Source organism: Larkinella ripae, assembly GCF_054780775.1.
In genome coordinates this window covers 208,622-226,177 of the sequence record NZ_BAAGVR010000023.1, presented here as the reverse complement: position 1 = coordinate 226,177, position 17,556 = coordinate 208,622, and the positions used below count along the sequence as shown (strand labels likewise).

Genomic DNA, 17,556 nt, shown 5'->3' with positions numbered 1-17,556 from the left:
AATTTTCAGGAGAACTCCGGACCCGATGGCGGGCCATTCCGGCAAACTGAACCAATTTCGCGCCCAAATCCTTATGAATGTAACGCCACTCATTGAACGGAGAACGTGATGAATGCTCTCCCAGCGTCAAGAATTTTATCCTCAAAATTTGATCCTTCAGAACATGAAAGTTGAAATCTGGTCGGACGTCATGTGTCCGTTTTGCTACATCGGAAAGCGTAAGTTTGAGTCTGCCCTGGACCAGTTTGATCATAAGGAATCCATTGAGATTGTCTGGAAGAGTTTTCAGCTCAACCCGGCTCAGGAGACGAACCCCGATCAAAGCATCACCGAATACCTGGCCGAAGCCAAAGGCTGGACGCTCGGTTACGCCAAACAGATGAACGATTATGTAACCAACATGGCCGCCGAAGTGGGGTTGCAATACGATTTTGACAAAGCCGTAGTAGCCAATTCCTTCGATGCACACCGGGTGGTGCAGCTCGCCAAAAAACACGGCAAAGGCGATGCGATGGAAGAGCGTCTTTTCCGGGCTTACTTTACGGAAGGACTCAACACCGCCGACCACGCGACGCTCCTGCAATTGGGAACCGACATCGGTCTGGATGAAACGGAGGTGAAGCAAGTTTTAGCGACCCATCAATACGCCGGCGACGTAAAACGGGATATTGCCGAAGCCCGGCAAGTGGGCGTCACCGGCGTTCCGTTCTTTGTTTTCAACCAAAAATACGCGGTTTCCGGCGCGCAGGCTCCCGAAACCTTCCTGGGCGCCCTGAAGAAATCCTTCGGCGAATGGACGGATGCGAAGGCCACCGTTTCGCCGGTTACGATTGAGGGACCGGTATGTACACCCAAGGGCGATTGTGCGTAATTTTGCCAAAAATCACACCATGACCGAATCGTCAGTTACCGAAAAAACGTACACGCTGGAGCCATTTTTCAACCGGCGGCTTCTGCTCAACATCCTCTTAATTCTGGCGAACAGCGCGCTGCTGTTGCTGGTGATCAAATGGGCGGACGTGGTGCACTGGCCGTATTTTCTGGCGGCAGCATCGGCGGCCGTAATTGGTTTCCTCGAACCCCGGAAAGGCTGGCTGCTGGCCGTGATCCAGGCGGTTTTTCTCTGGATCGGTTACACCTTTTTCACCTCCGCTCCCAACAACGGCGGGGATAAGGAACTGGAGCTTTTTTGCCTGTACGGTTCTATTTTCCTCACCTTCCTGGGCAGTTTCGTCGGCGGTATTTTGAAACGGGCCTCGAGCAAATAAGGGAACGGTATCCGGTTTTTGGTTTACGGTGGCTGACGCGTAATTCTTGCCGGACTATTGCGGTAGTTAGCAGAATGCTCCAGCCACCGTAAACCAAAAACCGTATACCGTATACTGAATTGTTACTTCAACCGCTGCGGTTTTACGCCTTCAAACGTAATCTTCACCGGTTTGATCAGGCCTTTTTCGTCAAATTCCATCGTGTCAATGCAGGTTTCGCGGTGGTTGCCGTCGGTTTCGCTGAGCGGACGGCGGTGGTACACGATATACCACTGCTCTTTTCCCGGCACCTGAATAACCGAGTGGTGGCCCGCGCCCCTGGCTACGGTGGGGTCCTGCTGGAGAATTTTATCAATCCGCTCAAATGGTCCAAACGGTGAATCTGAAATGGCATAGGCCACCGAGTAATTCGGCCCCGTCCAGCCGCCTTCCGACCACATGAAGTAATATTTCCCGTTGCGGATAAACATGATCGGCCCTTCCACGTAGCCTTTGGGCGTAATTTCCTTAAACGTCGTTCCGTCCGGGAACGGCACAAAACCGGTAAAATCGTCGTTGAGTTTGGCGATGTTGCAGTGCCGCCAGCCCCCGTAAATCAGGTAATACTGACCGTCTTTATCCTTGAAAACATACTGGTCGATGGGCTGCGCGCCGTTGATGATCTTGTCGACCAGCGGTTTACCGAGGTAATCTTTAAACGGCCCGGCCGGACTGTCGGACACGCCGATGCCAATGCCGCCCACGTCTTTTTTATCGTCCTGGATGTCGTTCGCGCCGAAAAACAGGTAGTATTTTCCGGTTTTTTCAATGATGGCCGGTGCCCACATGGCCCGCCAAGCCCATTTGACGGCCGTCGTGTCGATGATTCGGGGGTGCTTCGTCCAGTTCACCAGATCGGGCGACGAAAACGCATCCATAAACACCTGCTGGTTATAAGGCGCGGAATACGTCGGATAAATCCAGTATTGAGTCCCAAAAATGACGGCTTCCGGATCGGCATACCAGCCCGGAAATACCGGGTTACCAGACATGGCTTTTTTACCGGTTTTTTTTTGAGGAGTCGTGGCACCCTGCGGAAAACCGCTCAGGGCAAAACCAAAAAAGACGAGCGTCAGAAGGATTTTTTTCATGTAAATAAGCAAAAATCGGGTTGGTGTTAATGGTCGGTTTTTCCGGCGGGCAGAAAAACCCGGACCTCCGGATGCATGGTATAAAGTCGATAGGCGGTTCCGTCCGGCACCAAAATACCACTGGAGGTATTATCGCCCATGATCGGATTATTATTGTATTTCGTCCAGTGAATCAGGTCATTGGAAACGGCTACGTTGGTCGACCACTCCCGCCAGTCCTTAAAGGCCGAGGCATGGTAATACATGTAATACTTTCCTTTATGCCGGATGATCTGGTTGGCCGCAACCGCAAACTGGTCGTAGGCTTCCGGGCCGCATTTCAACACCGGTTCATCCTGCACGTTGGTCCAGCTTTTCAGGTCTTTCGAGGTTGCCAGCCAGACGGCGGCATCGTTGCGTTCGTAGAACAAATACCAGACACTCCCCTCCCGCCAGATCGCCGGTGTTCCGTAGGGGCCCGGGCTCAGCGGTTTTCCATCGGCCTGCCGAATGGTGATCGGCCCCTGCTCCTGCCACTGCATCCGGTCGGTCGAAGTGAGCAGGTGCGCAATGTCGTCCTTTCCTTCCGCAACCATGTAGTACGTTTTCCCCACCTTCATCACCGCCATATCCTCCACCCAGTCGGCGGTATGAATGGGGTTCTTATCGTGCCGTTTCCAGGTAAAACCGTCCGACGAAGTTGCGTAGCCGAGGTATTTGGTTTTGTCCTCCCCGTTCCGGTAGCCGGTATACCACAGATACCATTCTTTTCCTTCCTTTAAAATAAAACCCCGCTCCCGGATTTTCTGGTCCCAGGTGGCCGCACCGGTTCCGGTAAAAACCGGGTTTTGAGGATACGGTTTAAAGTGGACCAGCTCGGGTGGAAAGTCGGCATTCGGAGCCGGTTTTTCAGACAACATCCAGCTTACTAAAATGGGAACACTCAGGAGAATCAAATACGCTTTTTTCATACGGTTTTTAACATCAATACGGCGGACTCTCCACAAGGACTACCGGTTTTTCATCCGGAGAAACAATTCTTCCACTTTCTGCCGCGCCCAGGGCGTTTTTCGCAGGAACGTCAGGCTGGATTTGATGCTTGGATTCTCGGTAAAACAACGAATGGCGATGCGTTGCCCCAGGCGCTCCCAACCGTAGTGATCCACCAGTTCATGGAGAATATGCTCGAGTGTTTTGCCGTGAAGCGGATTGTTGGGTTGCGTTGGCGTCATGGTCAGAAAACCGGCTGAATCAGGCGTAAAGATAACTGAAGTTGGAAAATTGTGACCTCTCCTTCAATAAAAGGTCGGGCGAACTCACACAATCAGCAAACCGTTTTGCCGCAGCGACCGCCCCGTTGCCGACTGCATGAACGCGGCAAAACTCCCCAGGCCAGCCGTTTCAAATCCGGCTTTCAGGCGGTCGAGCGAGTAAGGCTCCTGTCCGGTAATGAGCCCGTTGGGCAACACCGTTTCCAGCCACTCGGCCACCGGCAGACTCGTTTCCAGCACCCATTCGCTTTTCCTGGAATGAAAAACCAATTCGGCCACTTCGGTTACTTTCTTGCCCTTCTTCACTTCCAGAATCGACACCGTGGGCAGGCTCCCCAGCCAGATCACCAGGGCATTCGGGCGAAACTCACTGTCCGGCCAATGGCGAATGCTCTTTTCGATGTAATTCGGGGGAATGGTCGTTGGTGGGGTTTTGAATTCAAACCAGCTCCGGAGCGGAAACTCAAACCCGACGCCGTGCATGTAGTTGAACAGCGACTTCCGCAGCCCTTCCGAAAACTGCCCGTGGTCGCAACCCAGCGGGTCGTCGTGGTCCAGATCGTTGTCGGCAAACAAACCCGCATCCGGTCCAACCCGCATGACGTCAAAACCGGCCGGTTGCAGCCCCACCGGGCTGTGGGCCGTCATGGCAAACCGGTGCCAGAAACCCGACTGAACCACCCCGGCTTCGAACAATTGCCGCACCATTTCGAGCGAATCAATCGTTTCCTGCGCCGTTTGGGTCGGAAAACCGTACATGAGATAAGCATGAACCATGATGCCGGCCTGCGTAAACCCATCGGCCACGCGGGCCACCTGCGCCACGGTCACCCCTTTTTTCATGCGTTCCAGCAACCGGTCGGAAGCCACCTCCAGGCCGCCCGAAACCGCAATACACCCCGACGCTTTCAGCAGCAGACAGAGGTCGGGCGTAAAGTTTTTTTCAAACCGGATGTTGGTCCACCACACCACCGTCAACTTCCGGCGGATGATCTCCAGCGCCAGATCGCGCATCAGGGCGGGCGGGGCGGCTTCGTCCACAAAGTGAAAGCCGTTCTGGCCGGTTTGTTCGATAATCTGCTCAATGCGGTCGCAGAGCAGGGCCGCCGTCAGGGGTTCATACCGCTTGATGTAATCGAGGGTCACGTCGCAGAACGAGCACTTTCCCCAGTAGCAGCCGTGCGCCAGCGTCAGTTTGTTCCAGCGCCCGTCGCTCCAGAGCCGGTGCATCGGATTGACCAGTTCAATGACCGATAAATACTCGTTCAACCGCAGATCGCTGTAATCGGGCGTGCCGGTATCGCGCTGGGGCACATCGCGTTCCCGGTTCTGGTTGTGATAGGTCACCACGCCATTCTGGCGGGCGTACACCCGTTTCAAACCGGTGCGATCACGCTTTCCCGCCAAATAATCGAGCAGCGACAGCAAAGGCGCTTCCCCATCGTCGAGGCAGATGTAATCGACGTAATCAAACACGCGCGGTTCTTTAAGCGAACGCAATTCGGTGTTGGCATACCCTCCGCCCATGACCACGGCCACCTCCGGGTGGTGTTTTTTGAGGTATTGACCACATTTCAAAGCGCCGTACAAATTCCCCGGAAACGGAACCGTCAGGCAAACCACATCCGGTTTCCACTGCTGAAGCCGTTGGTCGAGGAGGTTCGTCAGGGTTTCGGAAATCCGGGTTTCGGGTGCCAGCAAAGCCGCGTGCAAATCCTCAAAATGGGTCGCCGAGCGGCCCAGCCGTTCGGCATAGCGACTGAATCCGAAATGCGAATCGACGGCTTCGGTGATCAGGTCGCCCAGATCTTCCAGGTACAGCGTCGCCAGGTGCCGGGCTTTGTCGTGAATACCCATCGTGCCGAAAGCCCACTCCAGATCGTCCAGTTCGGCAAAGCGCGCAGCTTCGGGCAAATACGAGCGGTCGCAGATGGCGTGGGCCAGCGTCGGATTCTTGTTTTGCAAAAACCGGATCACCGGGTCGATGGTGCTGATGTACTCGTCGCGGAGCGAAAAAATGCGAAAGCTATTTTCCGACAATTCGGCGTCGGAAGCCTCCAGCCCGGCAAACATCGCCCGCAGGCCCGGCCGGGAGAACAAGTCCAGAATCACCTCAATGCCCAGATCGGCCTGGTACGAACGAAAGCCCTTCGTGTTCAGAAACCCTTTCAGGTAGGCCGTCGCCGGGTAGGGCGTGTTGAGCTGCGTGAAAGGCGGGGTAATAAAAAGAATAGTCGGTTCCAAAAGACTGCCGGGGCTTCGTTCCGCACAAAGGTACTTCATGTTCGCCAGAAATAGTTCTTTCGGCAATTGCGTCCTATTTTAGCGTGACTGAATCCGCTCATGAAAAACCCGTTCTTTTTTTGCGCCCTGCTCCTGACCAGCCTGGCCCACAGCCAACCCAAACCGACTGCGGGCGACCATGTGCCCGCGTCACACTCGACGACGTATCAGGCTCTGGTTTTTGCCGATCCGCAGCGGCTGGAAAAGATCAAAGCAGTGTTGCCGGCCCTAGAAAACCTGTACCGGGACTACGCAGCGGCCAATCATTTTCCGGGTCTGGCGTTCGGGCTGGTGGTCGATGGACAACTGGTGCATTCGGGCGGTTTTGGGTTTACGGATGTAGCTAAAAAAACCGCAGCTACGCCCCAATCGCTGTTTCGGATTGCCTCCATGAGCAAAAGTGTGACAACGATGGCGATTCTGAAACTGCGGGATGAGGGCAAACTGCGGCTCGACGATCCGGCGTATCGCTACCTGCCGGAACTGAAGAAACTCTCCTACCTCACCGCCGATTCGCCCCTGATCACCATCCGGAACCTGATGACCCATTCGGCCGGTTTTCCGGAAGATAATCCCTGGGGTGACCGCCAGCTCGACGACAGCCCCGCGGACCTGACCAGGCTCATTGCGGGCGGACTCTCGCTGTCCAACGTGCCGGGCGTAGCCTACGAATACAGCAACCTGGGTTTTGCCATGCTCGGCGCGATCATCACGAAAGTTTCCGGAAAACCGTACCAGCAATACATCGACGACGCCATTTTCAAGCCGCTGGGGATGACGCACACGGTTTGGGAATACGCCAAAATACCGCCGGAGCAGCTGGCGCACGGCTACCGCTGGCTGAACAACGAGTGGGTGGAAGAACCGCTGCTGCACGACGGTTCGTACGGGGCAATGGGCGGTTTGATTACCTCCATCGAGGATTTCAGCAAGTACATGGCCTTTCACGCGTCGGCCTGGCCCGCCCGCAGCGAGGCCGAACGGCCGCCCGTCAAGCGGAGCTCGGTGCGCGAAATGCAACAACCCTCAACCTTTAACAACCTGGCGGCCACTTTTAAATACCCGAACGGACGCGCCTGCCCGATGGTGAGCAGTTACGGCTACGGCCTGCGCTGGAGCCGCGACTGCGAAGGGCGCGTTTACGTGGGCCATACGGGCGGGTTGCCCGGTTTTGGCAGCCAGTGGTGGATCATGCCCGACTACGGCATTGGGGTGGTGGCCTACGGAAACCTGACGTACGCGAGCATGGGTTCGGTCAATTGGGCGGTTCTGGATACGCTGATTACGACGGCGGGCCTGAAACCGCGCGTGATTCCGGTTTCTAAACTACTCGCCCAGCGGAAAAGCGACCTGGTTCAGTTATTGCCAGACTGGACCGAAGCCGCCGGAAGCAACCTCTTTGCGGAAAACTTTTTTCCGGATCGATCGCTCGAAAACCGCCGGAAAGTGGTACAGGATTTGTACGCTAAAGCGGGAAAAATCATCCGGATTGGTGAGTTGGTTGCCGAAAATCAACTGCGGGGGCGGTTTTGGATCGAAGGCGAAAAAACGACTATTGAAGTGTTTTTTACGCTCACCCCCGAAAAGCCGGCCCTGATTCAGCAACTGGATTTTCGGGAGATCCCGCAATAAACCGCCCGGCGTCGTTTCCCTCTATTGACTTTTTTCATCTATAAATTCTCCCCTAGCGCGTTACCCTCTATGAATCATCTAGATCGAACTCCGCCGGTATTTCTGACCGGGGGTGGTGAAGTTGGCAAACTGATGCGCGCCTACGACTGGTCGGGCAGTCCGCTGGGCAGCCCCGACGACTGGCCGCAAAGTTTGAAAACCGCCGTCAGCATGGTGCTTCGTTCCAGTTACCCGATGTTCATCTGGTGGGGTCCCAGGTTGATCAATATTCACAACGACGCTTACATTCCGTTGATGGGCAACAAGCACCCGGCTTTTCTGGGAAAACCGGCGGATGAACTCTGGTCCGAAATCTGGGAAGCCAGCCTGCTGCCGATGAAAAACCTGGTTTTTGAGCAACAGGAATCCATCTACGGGCAGGATCTGATGCTGTTGCTGGAACGCAAGGAATTTCCGGAAGAAGGCTATTTCAATTTTTCCTACAGCCCGATTATCGACGAAAGCGGGCAGGTGGGCGGTTTGTTCTGCGCCTGCCACGAAGAAACCGCCCGGGTGTTGCAGCAACGGCGGTTACAAACCCTGAACGAGCTGAACAGCCGGATCATTCCCGAAAAAAACCGCATCCAGGTCGGGCAAATTGCCGTTGACGTCCTGACCCAGAATTTCAAAGACATTCCGTTCTGCGCCCTGTATTTTCTGGATTCGGAGCAGTCGGAAGCCCGCTTGATCCGGTACGCCGGCACCGCCCAATCGGAAAGCCCGTTTCCCGAAACCGTCCGGTTGACGGAATCGCCAACCGATGATTTCTGGCCCATTGGGGAAGCCACCAAAACGACTCAACCGATGGTAATTCAGGGAGTTGCGACGCGCGTAACGGGCCTTGTCCAGTCCCTTACCAGCCGCCTGCCCGACCAGGCGTTTGTGCTGCCGATTCAAAAACCGGGTCAGTCGGCGCTGTTCGGAATGCTGATTTTCGGTCTGAATCCACACCGGGAGTTTGACGCGGAATACCGGCATTTTCTTGTCCAGTCCGGATTGCAGATCGCGACGGCCCTGGGCATTCTGGAAGCCCACGAAAATGAATTCAAACGGGCGCAGCACATCGCCGAAATCGACCGGCAGGCGCAGCGTACCATTGATCAAAACCGGGCCAAGGCCGAAGAATACATTCGCGGCATCATCGATCAGGCCCCCGTTGGCATTGCGGTTTTGCAGGGCGATCAGTTCGTTTTTGAAGCGGCCAATAACAATTACCTGATGCTGATTGGGAAAAGCAAACAGGAAGCCGTCGGAAAGCCCATTCTTGAAGCCCTTCCGGAACTGAAAAATCAGGGCATTTTTGAGTTGCTGACCAAGGTCATCCAAACCGGCCAATCGTTTTTCGGCAACGAATTTCCCGTGACGCTCAACCGGTTTGGCAAAGACGAGATCGTCTACTTCAATTTTGTTTATCAGCCGCTGCGCGAGGCCGATGGCTCGGTCAATGGAATTATCGTGGTGGCCAACGACGTGACGGAACTGGTCAAATCCAAACACGCGATTCAAGAGAGTGAGCGGCAGTTTCGTAACCTGGTGATGAAATCCCCCATCGCGATGGCGATTTTCCGGGGCCCCGACCACCGGATTGAAATTGCCAATGAAACGATGCTGCAAACCCTCTGGCAACGACCGATGTCGGAAGTGCGGGGAAGAAAGCTGCTGGATATTTTTCCGGAACTCAACGATCAGCAATACGCGGACCTTCTGGCGAACGTGCTCAAAACCGGAAAACCGTATACGGACAAGGAAGCCCTGGCCTACGTCAATGCCGGGGGCCGGATGCACAAATATTACCTGGATTTTGAATACGCGCCCCTGTTCGAAACCGACCACAGCGTTTCGGGTATCATGGTGACGGTCAATGATGTAACCGAAAAAGTTGAAGCCCGGATTGCAATTGATGAATCCGAGCAACGCTCCCGGCTGGCCATCGAAGCCGCCGAAATGGGAACGTACGACTGGAATTTGGCTACCGGAAAATTTGTTTATTCGGAGCGGCTGGCGGCCATTTTTGGCCTGTCCCCGAACCGCAAGCACCAGCAGAGCGATTTCAGCCGAACGATTCACCCCGATGATCTTCCCCTCCGGGCAAGGGCCCACGAAGAAGCGAAGGAGACCGGCCGGTTGCAGTACGAAGCCCGGTTGGTACGCGCCGATCAAACGATGCACTGGGTGCGGGTGGTTGGCAGTGTTCAGTTCGATCAGCAAAAAACCGCCGTTCGTTTACTCGGAACTGCCATTGACATTACCAGGCAGGTCGAAGCCCGGAAAAACCTGGAAGAAACAGCCGAGGATCTGGAACGTCGAGTGGCGGAGCGCACGCTGGAACTTCAGAATACCAACAAAGAGCTGGTTAGAACCAACCACGAACTCGAACAGTTTGCCTATATCGCCAGCCACGACTTACAGGAGCCCCTTCGTAAAATCCAGACCTTCACCGAGTTATTGCAGGAAAGCATGCAGGACCCGGAAACCGCCACGGTTCTGTTTCAAAAGATCAGTTCATCGGCCCAGCGCATGTCGGCCCTGATTCGGGATGTTCTGAATTATTCGCGTCTCTCCCGAACCGACGACGAGTTTATTGAAACGGACCTGAACCAGATTCTGGAAACGATTAAAACCGATTTTGAATTATTAATTGAGGAAAAAGGAGCTACGATTAAGCAGGATACGCTGCCGGTTATAAAGGCCATTCCGCTCCAGTTAAATCAGCTCTTTTCAAACCTGATTGGCAATTCACTTAAGTTTTCGGAAGTGCACCCAATTATTCAGCTTTCCAGTACCGTTATTCACCCCGAAACCGCACGAACCTTTCCGCATTTAACTCCGGGGAACTCCTACGTCAAACTGGTGTTTACGGACAATGGAATCGGATTTGAACAGCAATATGCGGAACAGATCTTTACCATTTTTCACCGGTTAAACGGTAAGAAATCATACTCCGGAACCGGCATCGGCCTGGCGTTATGCAAAAAAATTGTCGAGAATCACAAAGGATTTATTTTCGCGGAAAGTAGTCCCGGCCAGGGTGCATCCTTTACCATTTTTCTGCCTTTTGATCCGAACTCAATTTAATTTTCCGCGACTTTTAACTCCTTCGCCATGAAGTTTTTCGTTAAAATCCCGCCGTTCGTCTTTTTGTTTTTCCTGATTTGTTTTTCCCAAATCAGTCAGGCCCAAAACCGCCCTCCCCAATTCAGGGTCATTGCTTTTTATACCGGGAAAAACGACAAAGCGCACGTAAGCTTCGTGCACGAAGCCAATCGCTGGTTCCCCAAAATGGCCGAGAAATATCATTTTACGTATGATTCGACCTCAAACTGGGCCAACCTGAATGCCGGTTTTCTGGCCCGTTATCAGGTTGTCATTTTTTTAGACACCCGTCCGGAAGCGCCGGAGCAACGGGCCGCCTTTCAGCAGTACATGGAAAACGGCGGAGCGTGGATGGGCTTTCACTTTGCGGCTTTTGCGCTGACGCCTTCGGCCTATCCCCAAAACTGGGACTGGTACCATACTAAATTAGTGGGAGCCGGTTCGTATAAAAGCAACACCTGGCGACCCACTTCGGCGGTTTTGCGGGTCGAAAACCGGAAGCATCCCGTCACGAGAAACGTACCTGAAACCTTTACTTCCTCACCGAATGAATGGTACCGGTGGACCAACGATTTGAAGGTTAATCCGGATTTAACCATTCTTTTATCCATCGACCCCGGCAGCTTTCCACTCGGCACCGGCCCCAAACCGCATGAGATCTGGCACGAAGGATATTATCCGGTCGTCTGGACGAATAAAAAGTATAAAATGCTTTATTTAAACATGGGGCATAATGACATCGATTATGAGAATAAAACAAATAAAGAACTGTCGTTTACGTTTGAAAATGAAACGCAGAATCAGTTGGTAATCGACGGATTAGTGTGGTTAGGAAAAGGCAAAAAATAACCGTTTACGTGGGTCGTAAACGGTTCTACTTATAGCTTCTAAACGGAAACTGAGTTGGTTTTAATTGCCGGTTACACCAGTTGGACGGATGCCAGATGCTGGTTGATCAAAGCGGTTTCTTCTGCCGTCAACGAAATGGCAACGGCCTGGGCATTCTGAACGGCCTGTTCGGCATTGCGGGCACCCACCAGAGCCACGGTGATACCGGGTTGTTCAATCGTCCAGCGAATCACCAACTGACTCAGCGTCACCTGCTTCTGTTCGGCCAGCGGTCTTATTTTCTCCAGAAAGGCCCAAACCCGGTCAATGTTTCCGTCTTTGAAGGATTTGTAATTGACGCGGTGATCGCCCTCGGCAAACTGGTGGCCTGGTTTGATTTTTCCCGCCAGCAACCCGCGTTCCAGCGGACTGTAGGCCAGAATGGACTTCCGGTTTTCAAGGCAGTAGGGCACCAGGTCGGCTTCGATATCGCGCTTGACCATGCTGTAGGACACCTGATTGGAAACCAAATTGAGCGTCTGCCCGGCTTCCTTCATTTGTTCAACGCTGTAATTACTGACCCCCGCCGTCCGGACTTTGCCCTGCTCGATTAACCGGCTCACCGCTTCCATCGTCTCCGAAATCGGCGTGGTAACATCTGGCCAGTGAATCTGATACAGGTCAATGTAGTCGGTTTTCAGGCGTTTCAGGCTGTCTTCACACTCCCTGATCACGCTTTCTTTCGACGCGTATTTGTAGACATCAATCGGCGTTCCGTCGTTATTTTTCGTGTGAAACGCCAGGGTGCCTTTGGCCAGGTCCCAGCGCATGCCGTACTTGGTCAAAATCTGCACCCGATCCCGCGGAATGCCTTGAATGGCTTCCCCCACGATCTCCTCGCTATTTCCCTGTCCGTACACCGGCGCGGTATCAATCGACGTGACCCCCAGTTCATACGACGCCCGGATCGCTGCGACGGCATCGTTGCGCTCGGTGCCGCCCCACATCCAGCCCCCAGCCGCCCAGGCTCCAAAGGCGACGACCGAAACCGTCACGTCCGATTCTCCTAATTTCCGATATTCCATTTTCTCTGCCGTTAAGCGCGCATTCGATTAAATAGTTACCTTAAACCGCTGAATTCCCGTGCCCGACCAGTTGACCCGCCTGTCCGCTTCGACCAGATCGACAAACTCGTAGTCCAGCAACAACTGTTTCAGTTTGTCCCAGCAGCCACCCAGTCCGTAATACGATTTAAACTGCCGCATCCGGCTGAGTCCCGGCACCATCGGCTGTTGCGGATCAAAATCGCGGGGGTGAAAATACGTCATCACATACGGCGAGTGGCGCATGAAATACCGGAGCATCTGGTAGGGAAACAGGCGGAAGTAGCCCCCGCCCGAGAAAATAAGGTCTTTGCCCAGAAAATCGACGGTGTTGATCGGAAATTCTTTCAGCAGCGCCCCGTTCACCTCGATGTAACACGGTTCGGCAATGCCAAACGACGAATCACCACCGTGCGCCCGGCGCGCCGGAAACATCGAACAGTCGACTTCAATGCCCAGTTCCACCAGATACGGAAACACCCAGCGGTTTTGCTCTTTTACCGAAAAACCGGGGGCGCGGTACGACCGTACCTTTTTGCCGGTTACATCCTGCAGCGACTTGATCGACCGGTCCAGATCAGCCCGGAATTCGGCCGGGGACTGCTCGTAAACCAGTTGGTGCAGGTCCGAATGGGTGGCAATTTCGTACCCGGCGGCATCGATCCGGCGGATCACATCCGGGTATTTCCGGGCCACCCAGCCAAGGCAGAAAAACGTCGCGCGGGAATTGGTTTCGTCCAGCAGCTGAAAAATCCGGTCCATGTTGTGGTGAATCCGGGATTCGTATTTCCCCCAATCCTCCTCGGTTTTGGTGGACGGATTATCGAGCAGGTGAAACCACTCCTCAATGTCAAATGTCAGGATATTCATCAATAAAAGCGCTTGCCGGCCGCCAAAAATGCTTTCACATCCTCCCGCGTGGGGAATGAGTAATACGTCATCTGGGACGCATCGTTTTCAATCAGTTGATAATTCCCGGCGTGGATTTTCTCCACGCTCTCGATGATGCAATCCATGCCGAGCTGCTTGGTGTATTCGATCAGTTCGGCCTGCGACCGGTTCCCGATTTCCACCTTTTTCTGCACCAGAATCGGCCCGCTGTCGATGCCTTCATCGACAAAAAATACCGAAACGCCGGTGTATTTTTCGTTGTGCCGCAACACCCAGAACGACGGCATCAGGCCCCGGTATTTGGGCAACAGAGCCGTATGCAGGTTCAGACAGCCCTGGGGAGCGAGGTCCAGCAGAGGGCGTTTGAAGATCTGGTTTCCGAGGATGGAAATCAACAAATCCGGTTTGTAAGCCCGTATTTTCTCCAGACTTTCCGGTTTGTTAATATTCGTTTCCAACTGGATCAGCGGCACCTGATGCTGTTCGAGGACGTGCCGAACGCTGTTTTCTTTGCTCAGCTTGGAAGTTACGAACTTCAGGCCGTAGCGCAGGAAAAACGGCAACCCAAAAATGTCGTAGGTTTTTTTGGCTTTTTCCGTCATCGTTTCCCGCTTCCCGAAAGGTGACACATCGGCGACGACCGTTCCAACAACTTTGGCGTAGGGCGGCAACTTTTTAAGCAGATAATCCAGACTTTTTGCTAAATAAAATGGTTCGTCCTGCGTAATAAATACAATTTTCATACTGGTTGTGCTTGCGTGCTCAATATTACTACTTTTTGCGCGATTCGGCTTCTGGTGTTTGTGATTCGCTATTCAGTGTTCGTCATTCACTTCTCATCCGTAACGCGGACAAGACGGTTTTTTAGTCCCGATAAGATGAAACTTCGGTCTAAAAACGAATAGCGAATATTCAATCACGACTATCGAATCCTGAAAGTGGTCCATCGAAGTTTACAGGGCCGGGCTTCTCCCCTGCAAACCGCCGGTATGAAGGGCAACCACGGTGGAATCAGGCCGGAAAAAACCCTGCCGACCCAGATCATAAATACCATAGAGCATCTTTCCGGTGTAAACCTGTTCCAGCCGGACGCCGGTTTGGCGTTCAAAGGTACGGATGAACGCCAACAGTTCCGGGGTCATTTTCGCATAACCCCCAAAATGATAATCCGGGATGATCCGGGCCCGGCGAAAATCGTCGGCAGCAAAACCCTTCAAAACCGCAAAACCAAGGACCTGCGTCCCGCTTGGCGCGGATTGCTCCAAACCCGCCAGGGTTCCGCCCGTTCCGACGGGGCAACAAACAAAATCGGGTTGCTGGTCGATTTGACCTAATATTTCGGGGATGATTTCGGCTGTTCCCTGCACGGCCAGCGCATTGGTTCCGCCTTCCGGCAATTCGTAAAAATCACCGAAGCGATGCCGAAAATCGGCTTGCAAAACCGCATCCGACCGGTTTTTGTAGTGCAGGCGGCTGATGAAGTGAAGCTGCATGCCCTGCTGGCGGGCGAAGGTTAAGGTCGGATTAGCCCGCTCGCGGTGATCTTCTCCCCGGATGATGCCAATGGTCGAAAAACCGTATTCACGACCGGCAGCAGCCACGGCATAAATGTGGTTGGAATACGGCCCGCCGTAGGTTAACAGCGTCCGGTGTCCTAAACGCCGGGCTTCGGCCAGGTTGTACCTGAGTTTGCGCCACTTGTTTCCGGACACCTGCGGGTGCAGCTCATCATCCCGTTTCAGATACAGCCGAAAAGCGACGGGTTCCGGAAACGGATCGGGCAGAAATTGCAGTCGGGAAGGTTCAGCAGCGGTCAGCAAATGCGTTCGTCAGCTTATTTTCCGCCCCCACCCTGTTTTTTCGCAAAAACCGCACCCGCGTACCCATTGAACCCCTTGATGGTATAATGAAGCACCAGAACATCGTTGACCATTTTGCCGTCGCCGGTGATGGTGTATTGATCGCCCAGATAATTGACAAACGGCTGTTCTTTGATGACCAGATGCACGCCCTGCACCTCGCCTTCCAGCGGGGTTTTGATCAGGTTAGCCAGGTTTTCGATGGTCACGGCATTGGCTTTGTCGGCCTTATTATGCAGCGTCAACAGATAATCCTCCGAATCCTGCGCTTCCCGGACGGTATAAATCCCGTCGAAATTGGCGGCAGGTCGGGCCAGTTCGGTGGTTTCGCAACTGCTCAGGCCCATCAGAACCGCAGTGGCCATAAAAACATTTTTTAATAGCGCAGTCTTTTTAGACCGCCTTGGGGGTGGGATAGTACTCGCCATGATGTTCAGGTTGTATTGCGTTGTTTTTTACGACGATACAAAAGTAAATACGTCACTCGATATTTTAACAAAAACAAGTGACCGTTTACTAAAAACGTCTGATTCTTGGTACTTTTGTAAGATGTTATCTGCTGAGACAAATGAGCGACAGGACGACGAACCGATTCTGACGGATCCGGACGAGGACGAGCTCTACGAACATTTCCGGATTACCATTGATCCAGGCCAGAATCTGATGCGGCTCGACCGCTTCTTGACCGAGCGCCTGCCCAACGCCACCCGGACCAAAATCCAGAACGCGATTGATTCCGAATCCGTTAAAGTGAACGGAAACGCCATCAAGGCCAGTTACAAAATCAAACCGCACGATGTGGTGACGGTTTCGCTGCCCCACCCTCCGCGCGAAACGGATCTTCTGCCGGAAAATATTCCGCTCACGATCGTATACGAAGACGACGAGGTGCTGGTGTTGAATAAACCGGCGGGCATGGTGGTCCACCCGGCTTACAGCAACTGGACCGGTACGCTGGTGAATGCCCTGGTTTACCATTTTCAGAATTTGCCCACGTCGCGCAACGGCAGCATCCGCCCCGGTCTGGTGCACCGCATCGACAAGGATACGTCGGGGCTGATGGTGATTGCCAAAACCGAGTTTGCGATGGCGCACCTGGGCCGGCAGTTTTTCGAGCACACCATCGAACGGACCTATAACGCGCTGGTATGGGGGGAACTCAAAGAACCGCAGGGCACGATTCGGGGCCACATTGGCCGCAGCCTCCGCGACCGCAAGGTTCAGGCGATCTTTCCCGACGGCAGCCAGGGAAAACACGCGGTTACGCATTACAAGCTTCTCAAACCGCTTCATTACGTGTCGCTGGTGGAGTGCAAACTGGAAACCGGCCGTACGCACCAGATCCGGGCGCACATGCAGTATCTGGGCCATCCGCTTTTCAACGACGCTACGTATGGCGGTGATCGTATTATGCGCGGAAACGCCAACGGTTCTTATAAATCGTTTGTCCAGAATTGTTTTGCCCTGATTCCGCGGCAGGCCCTCCATGCCAAATCACTCGGTTTCGAACACCCGCGTACCCGGCAATGGCTCCAGTTTGACTCGGTTTTGCCGGACGATTTCCGGACGGTTCTGGAGAAATGGGAAAATTACCTGGAGAAACGGTAGCCAACTTCGTTATTCAGTGTTCAGTATTCGGTGTTCAATATTTAGGACTGACTACTTTAATAATGAATAGCGAATTTTGAATGTCGAATAACAAACAATAGAAATGACCATCCGCAAAGGACAACCCACCGATGTTCCGCAGTTGTTTGAACTGGTTCAGGAACTGGCCTTGTACGAAAAAGCGCCCCACGAAGTGACCAACACGCCCGACCAGATGCTGAAAGACGGTTTTGGGGAAAATCCGCTTTTTGGGGTGCTGGTGGCCGAAGTCGAAAACAAGATAGTAGCCATGTCGTTATATTATTTCCGGTATTCGACCTGGAAAGGAAAACGCTTGTACCTGGAAGACATTATCGTGAACGAAGCATTTCGGGGCCGCGGCCTGGGCAAAGCCTTGTTCGATGCCACCATTGAAGAAGCCCGCCAGACGCACTGCACCGGAATGATGTGGCAGGTGCTGGACTGGAATGAGCCCGCCATCCATTTTTACCGGCAATTTGACACCCGCTTTGACACCGGCTGGTGGAATTGCCACCTGGATTTTGATAAATAGCCGTAAATTCGCACCACAC

General features: G+C 53.6%; 16 protein-coding genes. 7 read left to right on the top strand and 9 right to left on the bottom strand.

Features of this window, described 5'->3' with window-relative positions; translation table 11 throughout:
• The first annotated feature begins 163 nt into the window (after positions 1–163).
• Positions 164–871, top strand: a complete 708-nt coding sequence (locus ACYVHX_RS18325) for a DsbA family oxidoreductase (RefSeq protein WP_460673124.1) — start codon at positions 164–166, stop codon at positions 869–871.
• 19 nt (positions 872–890) lie between these two features.
• Complete coding sequence (locus ACYVHX_RS18320) at positions 891–1,268, top strand: hypothetical protein (RefSeq protein WP_460673123.1); 378 nt, start codon at positions 891–893, stop codon at positions 1,266–1,268.
• A 122-nt stretch (positions 1,269–1,390) separates the two neighbouring features.
• Here ACYVHX_RS18320 and ACYVHX_RS18315 read toward each other — a convergent pair whose 3' ends face one another.
• The 4 genes from ACYVHX_RS18315 to ACYVHX_RS18300 all read right to left on the bottom strand — a co-directional run bounded on the left by ACYVHX_RS18315 (position 1,391) and on the right by ACYVHX_RS18300 (position 5,892).
• Positions 1,391–2,398, bottom strand: coding sequence for a glycoside hydrolase family 43 protein (locus ACYVHX_RS18315; protein ID WP_460673122.1), 1,008 nt, complete (start codon positions 2,396–2,398; stop codon positions 1,391–1,393).
• A gap of 26 nt (positions 2,399–2,424) precedes the next feature.
• Positions 2,425–3,348 (bottom strand): family 43 glycosylhydrolase, encoded by a 924-nt coding sequence (locus ACYVHX_RS18310; RefSeq protein WP_460673121.1) that lies wholly within the window; start codon positions 3,346–3,348, stop codon positions 2,425–2,427.
• 39 nt (positions 3,349–3,387) lie between these two features.
• Positions 3,388–3,609, bottom strand: coding sequence for a VF530 family protein (locus tag ACYVHX_RS18305; RefSeq protein ID WP_460673120.1), 222 nt, complete (start codon positions 3,607–3,609; stop codon positions 3,388–3,390).
• A gap of 84 nt (positions 3,610–3,693) precedes the next feature.
• On the bottom strand, positions 3,694–5,892 hold the full coding sequence (locus ACYVHX_RS18300; RefSeq protein ID WP_460673119.1) for a B12-binding domain-containing radical SAM protein: 2,199 nt from the start codon (positions 5,890–5,892) through the stop codon (positions 3,694–3,696).
• 99 nt (positions 5,893–5,991) lie between these two features.
• Between ACYVHX_RS18300 and ACYVHX_RS18295 the strand changes: the two genes are divergently transcribed.
• The 3 genes from ACYVHX_RS18295 to ACYVHX_RS18285 all read left to right on the top strand — a co-directional run bounded on the left by ACYVHX_RS18295 (position 5,992) and on the right by ACYVHX_RS18285 (position 11,544).
• Positions 5,992–7,563: a serine hydrolase domain-containing protein gene (locus tag ACYVHX_RS18295; protein ID WP_460673118.1), complete on the top strand. Its 1,572-nt coding sequence runs from the start codon at positions 5,992–5,994 to the stop codon at positions 7,561–7,563.
• A gap of 69 nt (positions 7,564–7,632) precedes the next feature.
• Complete coding sequence (locus ACYVHX_RS18290) at positions 7,633–10,677, top strand: PAS domain-containing protein (protein ID WP_460673117.1); 3,045 nt, start codon at positions 7,633–7,635, stop codon at positions 10,675–10,677.
• Between the two features lie 27 nt (positions 10,678–10,704).
• Positions 10,705–11,544, top strand: a complete 840-nt coding sequence (locus ACYVHX_RS18285) for a ThuA domain-containing protein (protein WP_460673116.1) — start codon at positions 10,705–10,707, stop codon at positions 11,542–11,544.
• 71 nt (positions 11,545–11,615) lie between these two features.
• On the opposite strand, the gene ACYVHX_RS18280 is transcribed toward ACYVHX_RS18285, so the two are convergent.
• The 5 genes from ACYVHX_RS18280 to ACYVHX_RS18260 form a co-directional block, all read right to left on the bottom strand.
• Entirely contained in the window at positions 11,616–12,608 is a 993-nt protein-coding gene (locus ACYVHX_RS18280) for an aldo/keto reductase (RefSeq protein ID WP_460673115.1), read from the bottom strand.
• A 27-nt stretch (positions 12,609–12,635) separates the two neighbouring features.
• The gene (locus ACYVHX_RS18275; protein WP_460673114.1) at positions 12,636–13,496 is read right to left on the bottom strand and encodes a polysaccharide deacetylase family protein; all 861 of its coding nucleotides are present in this window, start codon (positions 13,494–13,496) and stop codon (positions 12,636–12,638) included.
• A complete protein-coding gene (locus tag ACYVHX_RS18270) occupies positions 13,496–14,260 on the bottom strand; it encodes a methionyl-tRNA formyltransferase (RefSeq protein WP_460673113.1) in 765 nt (254 codons plus the stop codon). The genes ACYVHX_RS18275 and ACYVHX_RS18270 overlap by 1 nt, the downstream gene beginning before the upstream one ends.
• 210 nt (positions 14,261–14,470) lie before the next feature.
• Entirely contained in the window at positions 14,471–15,337 is an 867-nt protein-coding gene (locus ACYVHX_RS18265; RefSeq protein WP_460673112.1) for a 1-aminocyclopropane-1-carboxylate deaminase/D-cysteine desulfhydrase, read from the bottom strand.
• 14 nt (positions 15,338–15,351) lie between these two features.
• Positions 15,352–15,741, bottom strand: a complete 390-nt coding sequence (locus ACYVHX_RS18260; protein ID WP_460673111.1) for a hypothetical protein — start codon at positions 15,739–15,741, stop codon at positions 15,352–15,354.
• 184 nt (positions 15,742–15,925) lie between these two features.
• Between ACYVHX_RS18260 and ACYVHX_RS18255 the strand changes: the two genes are divergently transcribed.
• Together ACYVHX_RS18255 and ACYVHX_RS18250 are read left to right on the top strand one after the other, a co-directional pair.
• The gene (locus tag ACYVHX_RS18255; protein ID WP_460673110.1) at positions 15,926–16,984 is read left to right on the top strand and encodes an RluA family pseudouridine synthase; all 1,059 of its coding nucleotides are present in this window, start codon (positions 15,926–15,928) and stop codon (positions 16,982–16,984) included.
• 103 nt (positions 16,985–17,087) lie between these two features.
• Positions 17,088–17,537 carry a GNAT family N-acetyltransferase gene (locus ACYVHX_RS18250; RefSeq protein WP_460673109.1) on the top strand — a complete coding sequence of 150 codons (450 nt, stop codon included), beginning with the start codon at positions 17,088–17,090 and terminating at the stop codon, positions 17,535–17,537.
• Positions 17,538–17,556: the final 19 nt, after the last annotated feature.